Genomic DNA, 18311 nt, shown 5'->3' on the forward strand with positions numbered 1-18311 from the left:
ATTAAACCGGGAGTCTGTGTAATTCAATATCATCAGGCGTAACGAAAATCAAAGGCACCTTCTCTACATCAACATAACTGCTATCCAAACCAAAACTTCGCTCCTCAGACAAACTCAGTTTTTTAAGGATAAAATAGTAATCCATAATCTGTCTCTCGTAGAAACTTAACTTGGTAAACTTAGATAAATGTTTTTCCAACAGCACAAACCTGAAATCGCCTGCAATTTTATGTTTGTTTAATGAGGTGTACTGGCTGGTAATATCGATCTCTCCATTTTTCACTAATTCTTCAACCACTTTACGGTATAGTAAATTTACACGTTGCTCAATCCTGAAACCTAACCTAAAGTCGATCCTGATTAATTTACCCGGAATTAAGAATTCAACTTTATAATCTAAAGTATATGGCTCATCCATTACGTCAACGTGTACCAGCCAATATACGTCAGCGCGTTTTGGCTCTTTTTGAATAATGGAATAGATAATTTTGGATTCGATCTCCGTTTTAAAGTTGGCACTGGTTAAATAAACCAACTGAGAAGAGTATTTCGGAACCGATTCATCGCTGCTCAGTTCAGTTAAAATCTCATAATAATCCTCAATTTCTACATATTTAACAAAGCGGTTTTTGATTTTCCGGGCTACAAACCAACTCCACATCACCGTAAATAAGAAGGAACCGATTAATACGGTTACCCAACCGCCATGTAAGAATTTAGTTAAATTACTGATCAAAAATGTACCCTCAATAATGACATAGGTAAAAAAGAATAAAGCGATCAGATATCTCGGAAAACGCCTGCTTCTCAAATAAAAACTCACAAGGATGGTGGTCATTAACATAGCGATGGTTATAGATAAACCATAAGCCGCGTCCATTCTCTCTGCTTTTTGAAACAGGAATACAATACCGCAGCAACCAATCCACAACATCCAGTTAATAGAAGGAACATATAACTGGCCTTTAGAAACTGATGGATAGACAATTTTAATTTTTGGCCAAAGGTTTAAGCGTACTGCCTCCGCAATTAAGGTAAACGAGCCACTAATTAAAGCCTGACTGGCAATTACTGCCGCCATAGTAGCGAGTATAACCATTGGAATTTGAAACTGATCTGGAACGATCTGGAAAAATGGGTTCATTTTTGCCCCTGGAACATAACTGCCGCTATTCTGCAAAATCCAGACACCCTGTCCCAAATAATTTAGGATAAGGGTTAATTTAACAAAAATCCAACTGATTCTAATGTTATTTCTGCCGCAGTGACCTAAGTCAGAATATAAAGCCTCTGCCCCGGTTGTACATAAAAACACACCACCCAGAATTAAAAATGCCAGTTTGTTGGTCACCAATAAATGAATGGCATAGTAAGGGTTAAATGCTTTAAGGATGCTGAAATCTTTAATAATAAAAGACACGCCCAAAACACCTAGTACAGCAAACCAAACAAACATTACCGGACCAAACAGCTTGCCTACCATATTGGTACCGAACTGCTGGATAATAAACAGGATGGTTAAAATGGTGATTACAATTGGAATAACCGGTACATCAAATTTACTGGTAAGCCCTTCAATGGCTGATGTAACCGTAATACTAGGTGTGATAATACCATCTGCAAGTAGTGCACAGCCACCTACAACGGCTGGTACCACCAACCATTTAGCCTTTTTGCGCACCAGGGAAAATAAAGAGAAAATACCACCTTCCCCTTTATTATCGGCCCTAAGGGTGATAATAACATACTTAATGGTGGTTTGCAAGGTTAATGTCCAAATAATACAAGATAAAACGCCTAAAACGTTTGTTGGATTGATATCTTGCTTTCCCCCTAAAATTGTAGTAAAAATTGCATTTAAGGTATACAAGGGTGATGTACCAATGTCACCAAATACAATTCCTAAACTAATTAGAACACCGCCGGCGGTTAACGCATTGACATTTTTATGATTTGACACTTCGTTGATTATTTAAGTGCGGCAAAAGTAAACTAACTATAACAATTTAACAACCAAATTATTGTGTATTTTCAACACTATGAAAATTAAATTTTATTGTTAAATTGTGTTAAATTATGGGTTTTAAACAAAATGTTTAATTTCTTTGTTTTAAATTAATACATTTGCTATACCAATTTGATGAAACTCTACACTAGGATAACGTTACTCACAAAACTCGCCTGCACATTGTGCATTGTTTTGTTATGCAGCTTAAATTCCTGGTCGCAACAGAGTGATAGCATTCACATCAGCTTAAAAAACAGAACAAAAAAAATAAGCCGAATTCCTGAAATCAAAGCCAATATTACACCCTACAAGCCGTTTTACATGACAGTTGGTGGCTCCGGAATGTTCAATACTTCTTCTACTGTTCCTAAAAATGCAACAGTTGTAGCAAAAGATAAATTGTTAAGTATTTTAAAAATATATCCTAATCCGGTAGAAGATCAGGTAAATATTATTTTATCTATTGGAAAAGATGGCACCCAAACAACGATCAAAATTATCGATTTATTGGGGAATGAAGTAGCAACACTTTTGAACGAACGTTTAAATGCCGGCGAGCATAATAAAAATTTTGTCGTTCCTAACAGAATTAACCCAGGCATCTACTTTTTAAGGGTTATTGCAGGCTCAGAAAGCCAGGTAAAACGGATCTCAGTTTTATAACACCATTTTCTTTTCTATTTTTGATTGATGCGGAATTAATTCCTGTCTATTTTATCATATTTCATATTCTTAAGAATGAAGATCATCGCCATTGGCAGAAATTATGCCGAACACGCAAAAGAACTGAACAATCCAGTTCCAACCACACCAGTAATTTTCCTTAAACCTGATACAGCTGTTTTAAAAGATAATAAACCTTTTTACCTGCCCGATTTTTCTGATGATATTCACTACGAGCTGGAAGTGGTATTAAAAATCTGCAAGGAAGGGAAACATATTGCCGAGAAATTTGCTGCTAACTATTTTGATGAAGTTGGATTAGGAATCGATTTCACTGCACGAGATATCCAGAGCAAACATAAAGAGAAGGGATTACCCTGGGAGTTGGCCAAAGCTTTTGATCACTCTGCACCGATCAGTATTTTTCAGCCTAAAAGTGATTACGAAGACCTTTACAATTTAAATTTTGAGTTAAAGATAAATGGCGAAAGCCGCCAGGTTGGCCATACTAAAGATTTGTTATTCTCGTTCGAGAAGATAATCAGCTTTGTTTCGCAATATATTACTTTAAAAAAGGGAGACTTAATTTTTACCGGCACACCTCAGGGCGTTGGAAAAATAAATAAAGGCGATAAACTGGAAGCCTGGTTAGAAGGAAAACAACTTTTAAATTTTGATGTAAAGTAACGAATGATTAAAAACCCGATCCAAAATAAGTTTAAATTTTCCATTTCAATTTGTCTTTTATTTGCTTCGACCTTAGTTCAGGCGCAACAGATTTATAGTACGAATAAATACCCGATTACAGATTTCAGACAACCTTTAGATATCAGTCCTCCTGCCCTGGCGGGTTCATTCGGCGAAATCAGAGGCAATCACTTTCATTCCGGAATCGATTTCAGAACCAATCAGCGCGAAGGTTATCCTGTTTATGCAGTAGCCGATGGTTACATTTCGAGGTTAAGAGTCCAAAACAGTGGTTTCGGACAGGCCTTGTACATTAATCACCCTAATGGGTTTACTACTGTTTACGGCCACTTACAGCGTTTCGCTCCAAAAATTGCTACGATTGTTAAAAATCTTGAATATGAAAAAAAATCGTTTGAGATTGATGAATTTCCTGATGCTACATTAATCCCGGTACATAAAGGCGAAATTATTGCCTGGTCTGGTAACCGTGGCAGTTCAGGCGGACCGCATTTGCATTTCGAAATCAGAGATACCAAAACTGAAGAAACCATAAATCCGCAATTTTTCGGGATCATCATTCCGGATAATATTCCGCCTGTTATACATGGATTGTATGTATACCGTTTAAATGGCAAAACCTTTAACGAAAATACACCAAAACAGGCCATTGGCTTTAGCGGAGCAAATGGCATTTATAAAACCGCTGCCCCAATTAGTTTAACCGGCGAGGTTGGTTTCGGTATCGTAGTAACCGATCGGCATAATGGCTTATCGGGCACCAATGGTGTATATTCTATTCAGCTCGAAGTAGATGGCAAAAAAGTATATACTTCTGCACTTGAACGTTTTGCTTTCGAAGATAGTAAAGCAATTAATTCTCATATCGATTATCCTACCTACCTAAATACCAAAAGAAGTATCCAGAAAAGTTTTGTTGAGCCTGGCAACCCATTAAAAATTTATAGCGGTTTAATCAATAATGGCCGAATTAATTTTAACGATGGCGCCACACATCAGCTTCGCTACATCATCACCGATTCGAAAGGAAATTCATCTGTTTTGCCTTTCACGGTAAATGCGGGTTCAGCACCTAATGCAGCGCCGGTTACCCCCCCTGGAATAATTTTTCCGTATAATAAGGTGAATGAATTTAATACCGACGATATTAAGGTAGTTTTCCCGCAAGGTACATTGTACAGCGATTTAAATTTCACTTATAAAAAGCTGCCCAAACCAACGGGAAATGCATGGTCGGCTGTACATCAGGTTCACAATAGGTATACCCCATTACATATTGGTTTCAATATTTCGATTAAGGCAGATAATCTTCCGGAGAACTTAAAAAACAAAGCTTTGATTGTAAACTCAAATGGCTCATCGCAAGGCGGATTTTTCGAAAATGGTTATGTCAAGGCTACGCCAAAAAACTTTGGCAGCTTTTATATTGCAATCGATACCATTGCGCCGAGGATAATACCAGTAAATATCTCAGAAGGAAAAAACATGGCTGGTTTATCTAAAATATTTTTCAAGATCAGCGATAACCTATCCGGAATAAAAAGTTTTAATGGCTATATCGATGGTAAATGGGCATTGATGGAATTCGATACCAAAACGGCAACCTTATGGCACAGTTTCGATGAAAGAACGGCTTCCGGAAAACATACACTTGAACTGGTTGTGGCAGATATGAAAGAGAATACCCGAAAATACAAGGTAACATTTATTAGATAGGGATAAGATATATTGGATTTAGTGACCATACGATACCAACTTTTCACAAATTAAACCAAGAAATGTCATCTTTTAATATATATCCAACAGTATAATAGCATAAACTGTTTAAATTGCAAGCATGAATTAAACATGCTATCATTCAAAATTTAGTCGTTTAATTATACTCCATCATTAAAGCATTCAAATTCAATCATTATAAATATGGCAGAGTTAAAAGAAGGTGATCAGGCACCGGCAATTACATCAAAAGATCAAAATGGAACTGAAGTTTCGCTAAGCGATTATAAAGGCAAAACAGTTGTACTTTATTTTTACCCAAAAGATGATACTCCTGGTTGTACCGCCGAAGCTTGCGATTTCAGAGATAACTACCAGGGTTTACAGGCCCAAGGCATTGTAGTTTTAGGCGTTAGCGTCGACGATGAAAAATCGCACCAAAAATTTGTAACCAAACACAATTTACCATTTACCCTACTGGCCGATACCGATCAGAAAATTGTAAATGACTACGGAGTTTGGGCAGAAAAAAACATGTATGGTAAAAAATACATGGGCACGGTTCGCACTACTTTCATTATAGATGGCGATGGCAAAATTAGCCATATCATCAAAAAAGTTGACACCAAAAACTCAACACAACAAGTACTCAATTTAATCAATAACTAATTATGATATAGCGGTTAAAATATTAACTTTGCTATGTAACAACAACCTCTTATTTTAATGAAACATACAATTAAAGAGCTAGAAGATATTGCCTCTCAAATCAGAAGAGATATCGTAAGAATGGTTCATGGATGCCAATCTGGCCACCCAGGTGCTTCGCTTGGATGCGCTGATTTTTTTACCGCTTTATATTTTGAAGTGTTGAACCACAAGACAGATTTCACAATGGAAGGCGCGGGCGAAGATTTATTCTTCCTTTCGAATGGACATATTTCTCCGGTTTGGTACAGTACACTGGCTCATGCTGGTTATTTCGATAAAAGCGAACTGGCAACTTTCCGTAAACTTGACTCTAGATTACAAGGTCACCCGACTACCCACGAGCATTTACCAGGTATCCGTATTGCTTCAGGCTCATTAGGCCAGGGCTTATCAGTTGCCATTGGTGCAGCGCTGGCTAAAAAGTTAAATGGCGATAAATCTCATGTTTTTGCCTTATTGGGTGATGGAGAATTACAGGAAGGACAAAACTGGGAAGCAGCAATGTTCGCCCCTTTCAATAAAGTTGACCATTTAATTGCATCGGTTGATTATAACGGACAGCAGATTGATGGCCCTACGAGTAAAGTTCTTGCCTTAGATGATTTACAAGCTAAATTCGAAGCTTTCGGATGGCACGTAATCAATACTGACGGTAATGATATGCAAGCTATAGTTGAAGGTTTACATTATGCTAAAACCTTAACCGGAAAAGGTAAACCGATCATGAATTTAATGAGCACACAGATGGGTGCCGGTGTAGATTATATGGTGGGTTCACACAAATGGCATGGTACTGCTCCGAATGATGAGCAATTAGCAGTTGCATTAGCGCAATTACCAGAAACTTTAGGGGATTACTAAATTAGATTGGAGACAACAGATATGAGATGTGAGTCTCATGTCTAATGTCTAAAATCTCATATCTAAAAAACAATGAAAAAATATACATATACAGAAAAAAAAGATACACGTTCGGGTTTTGGAGCTGGCTTACATGAAGCCGGAAAGAAAAACGAAAATGTGGTTGCCTTATGTGCCGATTTAGTTGGATCGCTTAAAATGGATGCTTTTATTAAAGATTTTCCGGAGCGTTTTACACAGGTTGGTATTGCAGAAGCAAACATGATCGGTATTGCAGCAGGTATGACAATTGGCGGTAAAATTCCATTTACAGGTACTTTTGCCAATTTCTCTACAGGTCGTGTTTACGATCAGATACGCCAATCGGTAGCTTATTCTAATAAAAACGTTAAAATCTGTGCATCTCACGCAGGTTTAACCTTAGGCGAAGATGGTGCAACCCACCAAATTTTAGAAGATATAGGCTTAATGAAAATGTTGCCGGGAATGGTTGTAATCAATCCTTGCGATTACAATCAGACTAAAGCAGCAACTATGGCCATTGCAGAATACGAAGGTCCGGTTTATTTACGTTTTGGTCGTCCGGTAATTCCAGTGTTTACAGATCCAGATCAAAAATTTGAGATCGGTAAAGCATGGATGGTTAACGAAGGAACAGATGTTACTATTATTGCTACAGGCCATATGGTTTGGAAAGCGATTGAAGCTGGTGAGAAATTAGCTGAATTGGGCATAGATGCCGAAATTATTAACATCCATACCATTAAACCTTTGGATGATGAAGCCATTTTAAAATCTGTTAAAAAAACCGGATGCGTGGTTACCTGCGAAGAGCACAATAAATTTGGCGGCCTGGGCGAAAGCGTAGCACGTTTGTTAACTACAGAATTACCAACTCCACAAGAGTTTGTAGCCACTAATGATACTTTTGGCGAAAGCGGAACTCCAGATCAATTAATGTCTAAATATGGCTTAGATGCTGTAAACATTGTTGAAGCGGTTCAAAAAGTAATTGGCAGAAAAAAATAGATGTGAGAAATGAGATGTGAGATTTGAGACATTGCGTCTAAGTGAATCTCACATCTCTTATCTCGTATCTCACATCTAAAAATACAATGAAACAAGTTGAAGATTCAGAAATTCTTGCCATGTTTGCTGTCGAGCATACGCGTAATGAAGCCTTTAACCTGTTACTAAAAAAATACCAGCAAAAAATATACTGGCACATCCGCAGACTGGTTTTAAACCATGATGACTGCGATGATCTTTTGCAGGAAGTATTTGTTAAAGTCTGGAAAAATCTCGATAAATTTAGAAGCGATTCTCAGCTCTATACGTGGATTTACCGTATTGCCACCAACGAATCGATTACCTTCTTAAATAAACAAAAGCAGCGCAACAATACACCTTTGGATGAGGTATCGTCCGAACTTGCCGATAATCTGGTGGCATCATCATATTTTAATGGCGATAAGCTTGAGCTAAAGTTGCAAAAAGCAATTCTCACCTTACCCGAAAAACAACGGATTGTCTTTAATATGAAATATTTTGATGATATGAAATATGAAGAGATTTCGGAGGTACTGGGAACCTCGGTTGGCGCACTAAAAGCGTCATTTCACATTGCTGCAAAAAAAATTGAAGCTTTTATTACAAATGATGAAGTAGACTATTAAACCTTTTCACTTTAATTGTATCATATATCTGTGATGAACGAAAATAGAGAAAATAACGATTGGATGAACGAGGCTCCTGCACTTGCAGCTATGGGGAAACGTAATCCTTTCTCCGTTCCTGATGGATATTTCGAAAATAGTGATGAGGCCATTTTTTCTGCCGTATTCCTGGATGGATTGAAACAGAAAACCAGTAAAAACAATTTTGAAGTTCCGTCGCATTATTTTGAAAATTTAACGGAACAAATACAAACCCGGATTGCCCTGTCTGAAATGCCTAAGGCAGAAAATAGCTTTACAGTACCTGAAAATTATTTCGACAAACTACAAAGTAGAGTTACCGATAGGATTGCAGCATCGGAACCTAAAAAGGAGGCTAAAGTTATTCCTTTATGGCGAAGAAACATCGTTAAATATGCAAGTGCGGCCTGTTTCTTATTAATGGCTTCATTTAGCATTTATTTTTACCAGAACAGCACCAATACCGTTCAGCAAGTACAATCTGCCGAAACAGTAAATGAACAAATGTTATATGATATTGACGAAAGCACGATCATAGATCATTTAGAAACACAAAACATTACATCATCTAATATAAAAACTACTTCTGCGTCAGATACAGAAATGGAAAACTACATCCTGAGTAACTTCTCGTCAAGTGATTTATCTCAGGAACTAAATAATTAATACAGAAATGAAGAATTTACTTTTTGTTGCTTTGATATTTTTATTTCCATCTTCCTTACTTGCACAAAGGCTAAGGGGAGAAGAAATAGAATCACTTAAAATAGCTTTTTTCACTCAAAAACTGGATTTATCTCCTCAAGAGGCTAAGATTTTCTGGCCAATTTATAATAGTATGCAGGCAGAACAAAATGCCCTGCGCAAAGAACGCATGCAAAAAATGATCTCTTTCAGAAAAGTGGATGAAATAGATAATTTAACCGATGCACAGGTACAGGGCTTAATTACCAGCGAATTTGATTTTAAACAAAGAGATCTTAATCTCGATAAAAAATATTACAACAAACTTAAATCGGTATTGCCAATAAAAATTGTCGGGAAGTTTTACCGGACCCAGGAAGGTTTTAAACGCGAGTTACTCAACCGATTTAAAGGCGGCCAAAAGCAATAAAGAAAAAGACTTACAGCAATGTAGGTCTTTTTGTTTTAAAGCACTCTTTCATTTCCGTACTTTTGTGCTATGCTTACCCAACGTCAGTTGTTTTTACAACACAATGCACAAACCTCTCCAGAGCCGCTTATGCTCGAATTTGTAAGGGCAAAAGGAATCTACATTTACGATGCGCAGAACAAAAAACACATCGATCTTATTGCCGGTATCGGTGTAAGTAATGTTGGTCATTGCCATCCTGCGGTAGTGAAGGCCATTCAGGATCAGGCAGAAACCTATATGCACCTCATGGTTTATGGCGAATATGTACAAACGCCTCAGGTAAATTTTGCCAAAGCACTTGCCGAAATTTTACCCGAAAGCCTAAGCTGTACCTACTTTTTAAACTCTGGAACCGAGGCTGTGGAAGGTGCCATGAAACTTGCTAAACGTTATACCGGCCGGAAAGGATTTATTGCCTGCAAAAATGCTTATCATGGCAGTACGCAAGGCGCAGAAAGTTTAATGGAAAGTGATTTTTATTCTTCTGGATACGGCCCTTTCTTGCCACATGTAAGTTTTATTGAGCATAACAACCTTGCTGATCTCGAAAAAATCACTAAAGAAATTGCTGCTGTTTTTATTGAGCCTATACAAGGCGAAGCCGGAATAAGGGTTGCTGATTTACAGTATATGCAGGCTTTAAGAGCAAAATGCACAGCAACAGGCACATTATTAATTTTCGATGAAATACAATCAGGTTTTGGCCGCAGCGGTAAAATGTTTGCCTTTCAGCACTATAATGTGGTGCCAGATGTGTTGCTGTTGGCCAAGGGAATTGGAGGCGGAATGCCAATCGGCGCCTTTATCAGTTCACTGGAGATTATGTCTGTATTATCACATACCCCAATTTTAGGTCACATGACTACCTTTGGCGGTCATCCGGTTTGCTGCGCTGCCGGGTTGGCTACTTTACGTACCCTAGTTGATAGTCACATCGTTGATGAAGTTGAAGAAAAAGGTCAGTTGTTTAAACAGCTTTTAAAACATCCTGCCATTAAAGAAATCAGGGGCAAAGGTTTAATGCTTGCGGTGGAGTTTGAGAATTTCGAGATCAATAAAAAAATCATTGATGCCTGTATTTTAGATGGCGTATTGTCAGACTGGTTTTTACATTGCAGCAATTCTATGCGGATAGCTCCTCCGCTAATTATTACTAAAGAAGAAATTGAAGAAGCTTGCAAGACCATCTTAAAAAACATTAACTTAGTTGCAGGGTAAAGTATAGCGCATAATAAAATGCTGAAAAACAAAACTACTAACTGTTAGCTGAAATGAATGTATTAATCGTTGAAGATGAAAAAAGCCTGGCGCTTGAAATGGATGAATTCTTAAGTAAAGAGGGATTTATTGTAGAGCACGCCTGGAAAAAATCTTCTGCTGAAGAAAAGATATTTGTAAATAATTACGATTTTATTTTATTAGACCTGGGCTTACCAGATGGTGATGGTTTTGAAATTTTAAAACAGTTAAAAGCCATGAAAGACCGTGATGACGCTGTAATTATCTTAACTGCCCGTAGTGCGGTTGATGATCGTATAAAAGGCCTTGACGAAGGCGCAGATGATTATTTACCAAAGCCATTTTCACTAAACGAACTATTAGCGCGAATGCACGCTATTACGCGTAGAAAACATAAGTTAGAGAAAAACGAGGTAAACGTTCACGATTTCATGCTCAATATCCAAAATAGAACCGTTTCTTTTGGTGATGAAAGATTAAACCTGACCAAAAAGGAGTTCGAGATATTTAACTATCTGGTGTTGAACAAAAATCGCGTGGTATCAAGAATGAGTTTAACTGAACATGTTTGGGGTGATATTTTAGAAGTCAATTCAGATTCAAACTTTGTTGATGTTCATGTTAAAAACCTGCGAAAAAAACTTTCGGGGATTAGTCCGATAGATTGGTTTGAAACGGTAAGAAGTATAGGATATAGGATTAATTGCTAGTGCGTTTAGGGTTGGGCGTTTGGCGCTTAGCGTCGATTAACCGATTTAAACAATTAATCCAACGATAAATGAACCCTCATCCATCTTACATAAAACATCATCCATCTAAATGAAGTTACAGGTTAAGTTTTCTTTATATAATGCAGTAACCAAAATTGCTATCATCTTGATATTAGGTGCTATCATTTTATTCTCATTAGACAGACTTGCTTATAACCAGCTAGACAACCGTTTAATCAAAAAGAAGAACAAAATCATCAAAAATTTAAATAATAATGAGATCGACAGCCTTTTAAATAAAGAACAATCATTTACCGACTACAATATTTTAAAGGAAGAATTTATTGTGTTAACGGATATACCCGACAATCAAAAAGATTCTACTTCAAAGGTATTTACCGAAAAAAGAGAGATAGAGGGCGACATTGAAGTATACCGTATTTTAAACTACAAGTTCTCTTACCATACAAACTGGTACAACTTAGAGATTGGGGAAACAATGACAGCGCTTCAATCTATTAAAAATTCGATCCGTTTTTATATGCTGATTGTACTCGTTGCTGCATTGTTAATTACCCTGGTGGCCGACTTTACCTTCTCTAACTTTCTGCTCAAACCATTTTACCGCATTATTGATAAAAAAATCAACCTGGTTGATGATCCCACTCATTATAATTACCAGAATATACCTACCAGTACCAGTGATTTTAAAATCCTAGACAATAGCATAAACTCTTTAATGCGTAAAATAAATACACTTTTCGCTTTAGAAAAGCAGTTTATCGCCAATGTTTCGCATGAACTGCTTACTCCTATTTCTATTTTAAGTACTCGGTTTGAAAATATGCTCAACACCCCGGATATTCCAGTAGGGCACGAAAATAAAATATACGCCTCATTAAAAACCCTTAACCGCTTAAAGGTAATTATCAATAGTTTGTTACTCATTTCGAAAGTTGAAAACAACCAGTACCTAAAAACAGAAGAAATTAGCCTCCAACAGGAAATCGATGATATATACGAAGATCTTGAAGATCGGATAGCTGATAAAAACATCAGTTATAGTGCCAACCTTTCAAAAGACTTTCATTTTACAGGAAACAAAGCACTGATACACACCCTTTTAATCAACATCATCAATAATGCAATTAAATACAATGTTGATAGCGGAGTTATTGCCATAACTGACAAAACCGAAGATGAACAATATATCCTCACGATCAGCGATACCGGATCAGGGATGAGCCCAGCGTTGGTAGAAAATGCTTTTGATCGTTTTAAAAGAGGAAATAGCGAAGAAAATGGCTTTGGTTTGGGGTTGGCCATTGTGCAAAGTATCGCCAGATTCCATAAAATAGATGTTGATATCAAATCTGAAGAACATAAAGGAACGAATATTTCCTTATCTTTTTCAAAATGATGCTGCAGATAATGCTATTACCCCTTCTGTAAATACACGCTTATAATCAAACAGGTCAGGATATGAAAGACGGGAAGGGTGATATTTTTGGCAAGGCCTTTGCTTACTACTAAAATCAATCCGATAAGCAAAAAAAACATCTTAATGAAAAACATCATCCCAATAATTGGAGCCGCCACTTTATTCATGGCATCTTGCCAGGGCGGAACGGCAAAGAAAACACAAGCCAAAATAGATTCTACTATAGTAACCAATGCAGCGGCAACAACCGATTCTACTCAATGTTATCAGTACATTAAAAACCGTGATACCGCTACCCTAACGCTGAAGACAATTGACAATAAGTTAACAGGCACTTTGGGCTATAATTTATACGAAAAAGATAAAAATGCAGGCACTATAGCCGGGGTTGTTAAAGGCGATACCATAATTGCAAACTATACTTTTCAGTCTGAAGGCAAAACATCAACCAGGGAAGTGGCTTTTTTGAAAAAGGGCGATCAGCTAGCAGAGGGATTTGGCGATGTACAGGAAGTAAAAGGGGAGACCAAGTTCAAAGATCTAAGCAAACTAAAGTTTGATGGATCGATGACTTTTGACAAAATTAATTGTAAATAATACATCGTCATCTCAATTCATAAATCGTCATTTCGACCGCAGTGGAGAAATCTTTCACAGTTTAAAGATTTCTCCATTTCGCTGCGCTTCAGTCGAAATGACGACCTTTCTTAGCTTTTATTCACTATTTACTCACAGCATCCTTAGCCGCCGCACTCCACTCTTCAGTTAATTTAAGCATATAATCAGAATACTTTTGTATTTCGTCTGGCTTTAATTTACTGGCCCATCCTGTTGCCTGATTTGCCCATGCCGTGTATTTATCGCTTATGGTTTTAATTTCTGCAGCATTTTTACTTTTCACAGCTGCAACATATTCGTCTTTTAATTTGCTGTATTCAGCCAAACCTTTGTTTACTTCTTCACTTGAGAAAGTGGGAACGTTTGTTTTAATGGTTTCAGTGGTGGTAGTGGTAACTTTGGTAACAGTATCTCCGTTTACGGCAATTTTGCTCGAATCTTTGGTCGTTTCTGTTTTTTTTGTGCTGTCGCAAGAAACTAATGTGGTAGCCAACAGGCCAACTGCTGCAAGAGATAAAATGGTGTTTTTCATTGTTGATTTGTTTTTAGCCCGAAGATGTCTAAATACTGTGCCAAATCATAAAAAATCCGGTTAAATACTCAACCGGATCTCCTTTAATACTTAATGTATAGTGATTACTACTTATAAATCTTCAAAACGTTCCCAAAAACCATCAACAGGTAGTTTGGCGAATATGTTTACGGGTTCTTTTTTTACCGGGTGTATAAACTGTAGGCGACGGGCATGTAGGCAAATACTTCCTTTTCTGCTTCCACGTGGATAACCATATTTATTATCGCCCATAATCGGACAGCCCATTGATGAGAGCTGAACCCTGATCTGGTGTGAGCGGCCTGTTAAAGGATCAACTTCCAGCAGGTAATAATCGCCTACCTTGGCTTTCACTTTATAAGAAAGCTCAGCCCGCTGACTGCCGGTAACTTCCGTGTTATAATAAGAAACCACATTTTTCTGTGGATTTTTAACCAGCCAATGCACCAAAGTAGCCGACTCTTTCTCTGGCTTGTTCTTCACCACTGCCCAATAGGTTTTCTTTACTTCCCTATTTTTGAAAACAGCATTCATCCGTTCTAAAGCCTTACTGGTTTTGGCAAATAGAATTACACCACTCACCGGCCGGTCTAAACGGTGTACCACCCCCAAAAAAGCACCATTTGGCTTATTGTACTTTTTAGCGATATACTTTTTTACCTGCTCATCCAAAGGTTCATCGCCAGTTTCATCAACCTGTACAATATCACCTGCCCTCTTATTAATGGCGATTAAATGGTTGTCTTCAAAAAGGATGTCGTTATCGGTAATTGGCATCGGTTAGTTTATTGGTTCGTTCGTCATTAGTTCATTTGACAAAGCAAATCTTCTATTGCGAATTCTATTGGTTAATTTGTTAGTTGTTAAAGTTGGATAGTTTATCTGTGCTTGAAAAAACTCCAAACTCAAAATGCCCACCTCCAAACTTAATACTGTTCTTTCTCGTTCGGGAAATCGTTTCCTTTCACATCACGGATATAAGATTGCGCCGCACCCAAAATTTCATCATACAGGTTGATATACTGGCGTAAAAAGCGTGGTTTAAATCCTTTGGTTAAACCAATCATATCATTTACTACCAAAACCTGTCCATCACAGTTTGCTCCGGCACCAATACCAATAGTTGGAATATTCAGACTTTCTGTAACTTCTTTGCCAAGGGCAGCAGGAATTTTTTCTAATACGATTGCAAAACAACCAGCAGCCTGTAAGGCCAAAACATCTGTTTTTAACTTATTTGCTTCTTCCTCTTCTTTTGCACGAACGGTATAGGTTCCAAATTTGTAAATTGATTGCGGTGTTAAACCCAGGTGGCCCATTACAGGAATTCCTGCTGTAATGATGCGTTGAACAGATTCAATAATTTCTTCACCGCCCTCTAATTTAACACCGTGGGCCCCTGATTCTTTCATAATCCTTATCGCTGAATTCAAAGCTTCCTTTGAGTTTCCCTGATAGGAGCCGAAAGGCAAATCAACTACCACAAAAGCACGTTTTACGGCCCTGATTACAGATGCAGCATGATAAATCATCTGATCCAGGGTTATGGGCAAAGTTGTCTCATGACCAGCCATTACATTCGAAGCAGAATCGCCAACCAATAAAACGTCTAATCCTGCATCGTCAAGGATGGTCGCCATCGAATAATCGTAGGCTGTTAACATCGATATTTTTTCACCACGTTGTTTCATTTCCTGTAAAATGTGCGTAGTGATGCGTTTGATTTCTTTATGTACCGACATGGGATTTGTTTTGTGTTGTCAAAAGTATTGTTTTTTCTTTAATTAAGCTGAAAGACTAAAGGTAAAAGACCAAAGCTATCTAAGGCAAAAATCATTTTCATTTAAATCATGCTTCACTACTTTAGTCTTTCTGCTTTTAGCTTCAATCTTATTTCACTTTTCTCTTTACATTTCCGATCTTAAACCCTATCTTTGTACCCCGAAATGGAAGGGATATATTCATCTTTTTTTGCACCCTGCAAATACGGCTTTAATGCCGAAAGCCATTCTTTTTTCAACTCTTTTTTAAATCAAAATCCATATTGTAATCACCATGACTAACTACACCAAGTTACCTGCGATTTTATTACTGGCCGATGGCACAGTTTTTTACGGCAAAGCGGCCGGAAAAATTGGAACTACTACTGGCGAAATTTGTTTTAATACCGGGATGACAGGTTACCAGGAAATTTTCACCGATCCAAGTTATTTTGGACAGATAATGGTTACCACCAATGCACATATTGGTAATTATGGTATCCATAAAGATGAAATCGAATCGGGTTCGATCAAAATTGCCGGTTTAGTCTGCAAAAATTACAATATCGTTTATAGCCGTAAAGAAGCAACAGAATCTATCCAGGATTATTTCCAAAATGATAACCTGGTTGCCATTTCTGATATCGATACACGTGCGTTGGTTCGTCATATTAGAGATAAAGGCGCTATGAATGCGATCATTTCATCTGAAATTACCGACCTGGAAGAATTAAAACAAAAGCTGGCTGAAGTACCATCAATGGAAGGTTTAGAGCTTTCTTCTAAAGTAAGTACAAGCGAACCATATTTTTATGGTAACCCTGAGGCAAGCCTAAAAGTGGCTGCCCTTGATTTGGGTATCAAGAAAAACATTTTACGCAGTTTCGAAAACCGTGATATCTACGTTCAGGTTTTCCCTGCTAAAACCACTTTTGCCGAAATGGAAAAATTCGGTCCTGATGGTTATTTTATTTCCAACGGTCCTGGCGATCCATCGGTAATGCCTTATGCGGTAGAAACCATTAAAGATATATTAGCAGAAGATAAACCATTGTTCGGTATTTGCCTAGGTCACCAGTTATTGGCCGAAGCTAACGGTATTGGTACCATGAAAATGTTTAATGGTCACCGTGGATTAAACCACCCTGTTAAAAACATTATCAAAAACCACTGCGAGGTTACTTCACAGAACCATGGTTTTGGTGTAATTCCAGATGAGGTTAGAAACTCTGATAAAGTAGAAATTACACACGTTAACCTGAATGATAAATCAATCGAGGGAATCCGTGTGAAAGGTAAAAAAGCATTCTCGGTTCAATATCACCCGGAATCTTCTCCAGGTCCACACGATTCACGTTACTTATTCGATGATTTCGTTGAAGTAATGAAAGGTGAGCTGGTTTGGTAAGTTTGAGGTAGAAAAACTAAAGCTTAAAGACCAAAGGTTAAAGGTCAAAATACAATAATAAGATCTGCGGATTTGCGGCAAAAATAAGCTGCCGATCCGCAGATTTCTTTTATAACCCCTTTTCGCCTGCTTAAAACATCATTTTACCGACATTTTCTGTTAACTGCATTAAAATTCATTTCCTATTCATTTAAAGCTGCTTACATTCGCAACATGGAAACAAAAAAAGCCATTATCAGTGTTAAAGACCTGGTAAAAAAATACGATGATTTCGTGGCCGTTCAAGGGCTTAGTTTTGAGGTGTATGAGCATGAGATTTTCGGTCTGCTTGGCCCTAATGGCGCTGGAAAAACCACTACCCTCGAAATTATCGAAACATTGAGAGCTAAAACATCGGGTGAAATTATTGTTGATGGTTTTTCTGTTGATAAACAGCCGCAGGATATTAAACAGATTATTGGTGTACAATTACAGGCAGCTGGTTATTATCCAAATCTAAACCTGATTGAACTGATTGAACTTTTTGCAGGGTTATATGGCGCCAACATTAAACCCATGGAAATGCTGGAGAAAGTGAATCTCCAGGATAAGGCTAAAGCCAAATACAAAGCACTTTCAGGCGGACAAAAGCAGCGTTTCTCTATCGCTACAACGCTCATCAATCAACCAAAGATTATTTTTTTGGATGAGCCTACAACAGGCCTGGATCCACAGGCCCGCAGGAATCTTTGGGATCTGATTAAAGAAATCCGCGATGCAGGAACAACCGTAGTTATTACCACACACTATATGGATGAGGCTGAACAGCTTTGCGATCGCGTTGCTTTTGTAGAACGCGGACAAATTATCGCTCTGGATACGCCTGATAATTTAATAGACCAATTAGTAAACAGTGGTTTTGAGCGCAAAAAAGAGGTTAAAAAGGCCAATCTGGAAGATGTTTTCATTAATCTTACAGGTCAGGAATGGAGAGAATAATTTAAATTCTTTTTTTGAAAAGCAAAGGCAGCATTACAATTAACGTTACTCCCGCTTTTCGCTACAATCTTTTTGTAAATCTTA

The 18311-nt window shown here is 37.6% G+C and carries 19 protein-coding genes; 15 read left to right on the forward strand and 4 right to left on the reverse strand.

From position 1 onward, the window contains the following. Position 1: 1 nt before the first annotated feature. Entirely contained in the window at positions 2–1960 is a 1959-nt protein-coding gene (locus BCL90_RS08210) for a KUP/HAK/KT family potassium transporter (RefSeq protein WP_121283559.1), read from the reverse strand. 180 nt (positions 1961–2140) lie between these two features. Between BCL90_RS08210 and BCL90_RS08215 the strand changes: the two genes are divergently transcribed. The 13 genes from BCL90_RS08215 (at position 2141) to BCL90_RS08275 (ending at position 13507) form a co-directional block, all read left to right on the forward strand. After that, positions 2141–2671 (forward strand): T9SS type A sorting domain-containing protein, encoded by a 531-nt coding sequence (locus BCL90_RS08215; RefSeq protein WP_121283560.1) that lies wholly within the window; start codon positions 2141–2143, stop codon positions 2669–2671. 75 nt (positions 2672–2746) lie between these two features. Then, a complete protein-coding gene (locus BCL90_RS08220) occupies positions 2747–3358 on the forward strand; it encodes a fumarylacetoacetate hydrolase family protein (RefSeq protein WP_121283561.1) in 612 nt (203 codons plus the stop codon). Between the two features lie 3 nt (positions 3359–3361). After that, a complete protein-coding gene (locus BCL90_RS08225; protein WP_121283562.1) occupies positions 3362–5095 on the forward strand; it encodes a M23 family metallopeptidase in 1734 nt (577 codons plus the stop codon). Between the two features lie 204 nt (positions 5096–5299). After that, positions 5300–5764 carry a thioredoxin-dependent thiol peroxidase gene (bcp, locus tag BCL90_RS08230; protein WP_121283563.1) on the forward strand — a complete coding sequence of 155 codons (465 nt, stop codon included), beginning with the start codon at positions 5300–5302 and terminating at the stop codon, positions 5762–5764. A 57-nt stretch (positions 5765–5821) separates the two neighbouring features. Continuing rightward, positions 5822–6667, forward strand: a complete 846-nt coding sequence (locus BCL90_RS08235; protein ID WP_121283564.1) for a transketolase — start codon at positions 5822–5824, stop codon at positions 6665–6667. Positions 6668–6739: 72 nt separating this feature from the next. Next, a complete protein-coding gene (locus BCL90_RS08240) occupies positions 6740–7696 on the forward strand; it encodes a transketolase family protein (protein WP_029274068.1) in 957 nt (318 codons plus the stop codon). Positions 7697–7782: 86 nt separating this feature from the next. Next, entirely contained in the window at positions 7783–8343 is a 561-nt protein-coding gene (locus tag BCL90_RS08245; RefSeq protein WP_121283565.1) for an RNA polymerase sigma factor, read from the forward strand. 33 nt (positions 8344–8376) lie between these two features. Further along, entirely contained in the window at positions 8377–9030 is a 654-nt protein-coding gene (locus BCL90_RS08250; protein WP_121283566.1) for a hypothetical protein, read from the forward strand. A gap of 7 nt (positions 9031–9037) precedes the next feature. Further along, positions 9038–9478: a hypothetical protein gene (locus tag BCL90_RS08255; protein WP_121283567.1), complete on the forward strand. Its 441-nt coding sequence runs from the start codon at positions 9038–9040 to the stop codon at positions 9476–9478. A gap of 69 nt (positions 9479–9547) precedes the next feature. Next, positions 9548–10738, forward strand: coding sequence for an aspartate aminotransferase family protein (locus tag BCL90_RS08260; protein ID WP_166792125.1), 1191 nt, complete (start codon positions 9548–9550; stop codon positions 10736–10738). A 53-nt stretch (positions 10739–10791) separates the two neighbouring features. After that, positions 10792–11469, forward strand: a complete 678-nt coding sequence (locus tag BCL90_RS08265) for a response regulator transcription factor (protein ID WP_121283568.1) — start codon at positions 10792–10794, stop codon at positions 11467–11469. A 109-nt stretch (positions 11470–11578) separates the two neighbouring features. Further along, positions 11579–12889 carry a sensor histidine kinase gene (locus BCL90_RS08270; RefSeq protein ID WP_121283569.1) on the forward strand — a complete coding sequence of 437 codons (1311 nt, stop codon included), beginning with the start codon at positions 11579–11581 and terminating at the stop codon, positions 12887–12889. Positions 12890–13033: 144 nt separating this feature from the next. Next, a complete protein-coding gene (locus tag BCL90_RS08275; RefSeq protein WP_134380483.1) occupies positions 13034–13507 on the forward strand; it encodes a hypothetical protein in 474 nt (157 codons plus the stop codon). Between the two features lie 124 nt (positions 13508–13631). On the opposite strand, the gene BCL90_RS08280 is transcribed toward BCL90_RS08275, so the two are convergent. The 3 genes from BCL90_RS08280 to panB all read right to left on the reverse strand — a co-directional run bounded on the left by BCL90_RS08280 (position 13632) and on the right by panB (position 15823). Continuing rightward, positions 13632–14060, reverse strand: a complete 429-nt coding sequence (locus BCL90_RS08280; protein ID WP_121283571.1) for a hypothetical protein — start codon at positions 14058–14060, stop codon at positions 13632–13634. A gap of 111 nt (positions 14061–14171) precedes the next feature. Continuing rightward, on the reverse strand, positions 14172–14858 hold the full coding sequence (locus BCL90_RS08285) for an RluA family pseudouridine synthase (protein ID WP_086547465.1): 687 nt from the start codon (positions 14856–14858) through the stop codon (positions 14172–14174). Between the two features lie 149 nt (positions 14859–15007). Next, on the reverse strand, positions 15008–15823 hold the full coding sequence (gene panB / locus BCL90_RS08290; protein ID WP_121283572.1) for a 3-methyl-2-oxobutanoate hydroxymethyltransferase: 816 nt from the start codon (positions 15821–15823) through the stop codon (positions 15008–15010). A gap of 313 nt (positions 15824–16136) precedes the next feature. Between panB and carA the strand changes: the two genes are divergently transcribed. Further along, entirely contained in the window at positions 16137–17249 is a 1113-nt protein-coding gene (gene carA, locus BCL90_RS08295; RefSeq protein ID WP_121283573.1) for a glutamine-hydrolyzing carbamoyl-phosphate synthase small subunit, read from the forward strand. Positions 17250–17462: 213 nt separating this feature from the next. After that, positions 17463–18227: an ABC transporter ATP-binding protein gene (locus tag BCL90_RS08300; RefSeq protein ID WP_121283574.1), complete on the forward strand. Its 765-nt coding sequence runs from the start codon at positions 17463–17465 to the stop codon at positions 18225–18227. Positions 18228–18311: the final 84 nt, after the last annotated feature.

This window comes from Pedobacter alluvionis (assembly GCF_003664035.1).
GTDB classification, from domain to species: domain Bacteria; phylum Bacteroidota; class Bacteroidia; order Sphingobacteriales; family Sphingobacteriaceae; genus Pedobacter; species Pedobacter alluvionis.

What these genes read in the sequence shown, in the direction of transcription:
- BCL90_RS08300 (WP_121283574.1), top strand. Translation starts at nt 17,463, where the DNA reads ATGGAAACAAAAAAAGCCATTATCAGTGTTAAAGACCTGGTAAAAAAA.
- BCL90_RS08255 (WP_121283567.1), top strand. Translation starts at nt 9,038, where the DNA reads ATGAAGAATTTACTTTTTGTTGCTTTGATATTTTTATTTCCATCTTCC.
- BCL90_RS08215 (WP_121283560.1), top strand. Translation starts at nt 2,141, where the DNA reads ATGAAACTCTACACTAGGATAACGTTACTCACAAAACTCGCCTGCACA.
- BCL90_RS08285 (WP_086547465.1), bottom strand. Translation starts at nt 14,858, where the DNA reads ATGCCAATTACCGATAACGACATCCTTTTTGAAGACAACCATTTAATC.
- panB (WP_121283572.1), bottom strand. Translation starts at nt 15,823, where the DNA reads ATGTCGGTACATAAAGAAATCAAACGCATCACTACGCACATTTTACAG.
- BCL90_RS08225 (WP_121283562.1), top strand. Translation starts at nt 3,362, where the DNA reads ATGATTAAAAACCCGATCCAAAATAAGTTTAAATTTTCCATTTCAATT.
- BCL90_RS08265 (WP_121283568.1), top strand. Translation starts at nt 10,792, where the DNA reads ATGAATGTATTAATCGTTGAAGATGAAAAAAGCCTGGCGCTTGAAATG.
- BCL90_RS08245 (WP_121283565.1), top strand. Translation starts at nt 7,783, where the DNA reads ATGAAACAAGTTGAAGATTCAGAAATTCTTGCCATGTTTGCTGTCGAG.
- BCL90_RS08280 (WP_121283571.1), bottom strand. Translation starts at nt 14,060, where the DNA reads ATGAAAAACACCATTTTATCTCTTGCAGCAGTTGGCCTGTTGGCTACC.
- BCL90_RS08270 (WP_121283569.1), top strand. Translation starts at nt 11,579, where the DNA reads ATGAAGTTACAGGTTAAGTTTTCTTTATATAATGCAGTAACCAAAATT.
- BCL90_RS08220 (WP_121283561.1), top strand. Translation starts at nt 2,747, where the DNA reads ATGAAGATCATCGCCATTGGCAGAAATTATGCCGAACACGCAAAAGAA.
- BCL90_RS08235 (WP_121283564.1), top strand. Translation starts at nt 5,822, where the DNA reads ATGAAACATACAATTAAAGAGCTAGAAGATATTGCCTCTCAAATCAGA.
- BCL90_RS08250 (WP_121283566.1), top strand. Translation starts at nt 8,377, where the DNA reads ATGAACGAAAATAGAGAAAATAACGATTGGATGAACGAGGCTCCTGCA.
- BCL90_RS08240 (WP_029274068.1), top strand. Translation starts at nt 6,740, where the DNA reads ATGAAAAAATATACATATACAGAAAAAAAAGATACACGTTCGGGTTTT.
- carA (WP_121283573.1), top strand. Translation starts at nt 16,137, where the DNA reads ATGACTAACTACACCAAGTTACCTGCGATTTTATTACTGGCCGATGGC.
- BCL90_RS08260 (WP_166792125.1), top strand. Translation starts at nt 9,548, where the DNA reads ATGCTTACCCAACGTCAGTTGTTTTTACAACACAATGCACAAACCTCT.
- bcp (WP_121283563.1), top strand. Translation starts at nt 5,300, where the DNA reads ATGGCAGAGTTAAAAGAAGGTGATCAGGCACCGGCAATTACATCAAAA.
- BCL90_RS08275 (WP_134380483.1), top strand. Translation starts at nt 13,034, where the DNA reads ATGAAAAACATCATCCCAATAATTGGAGCCGCCACTTTATTCATGGCA.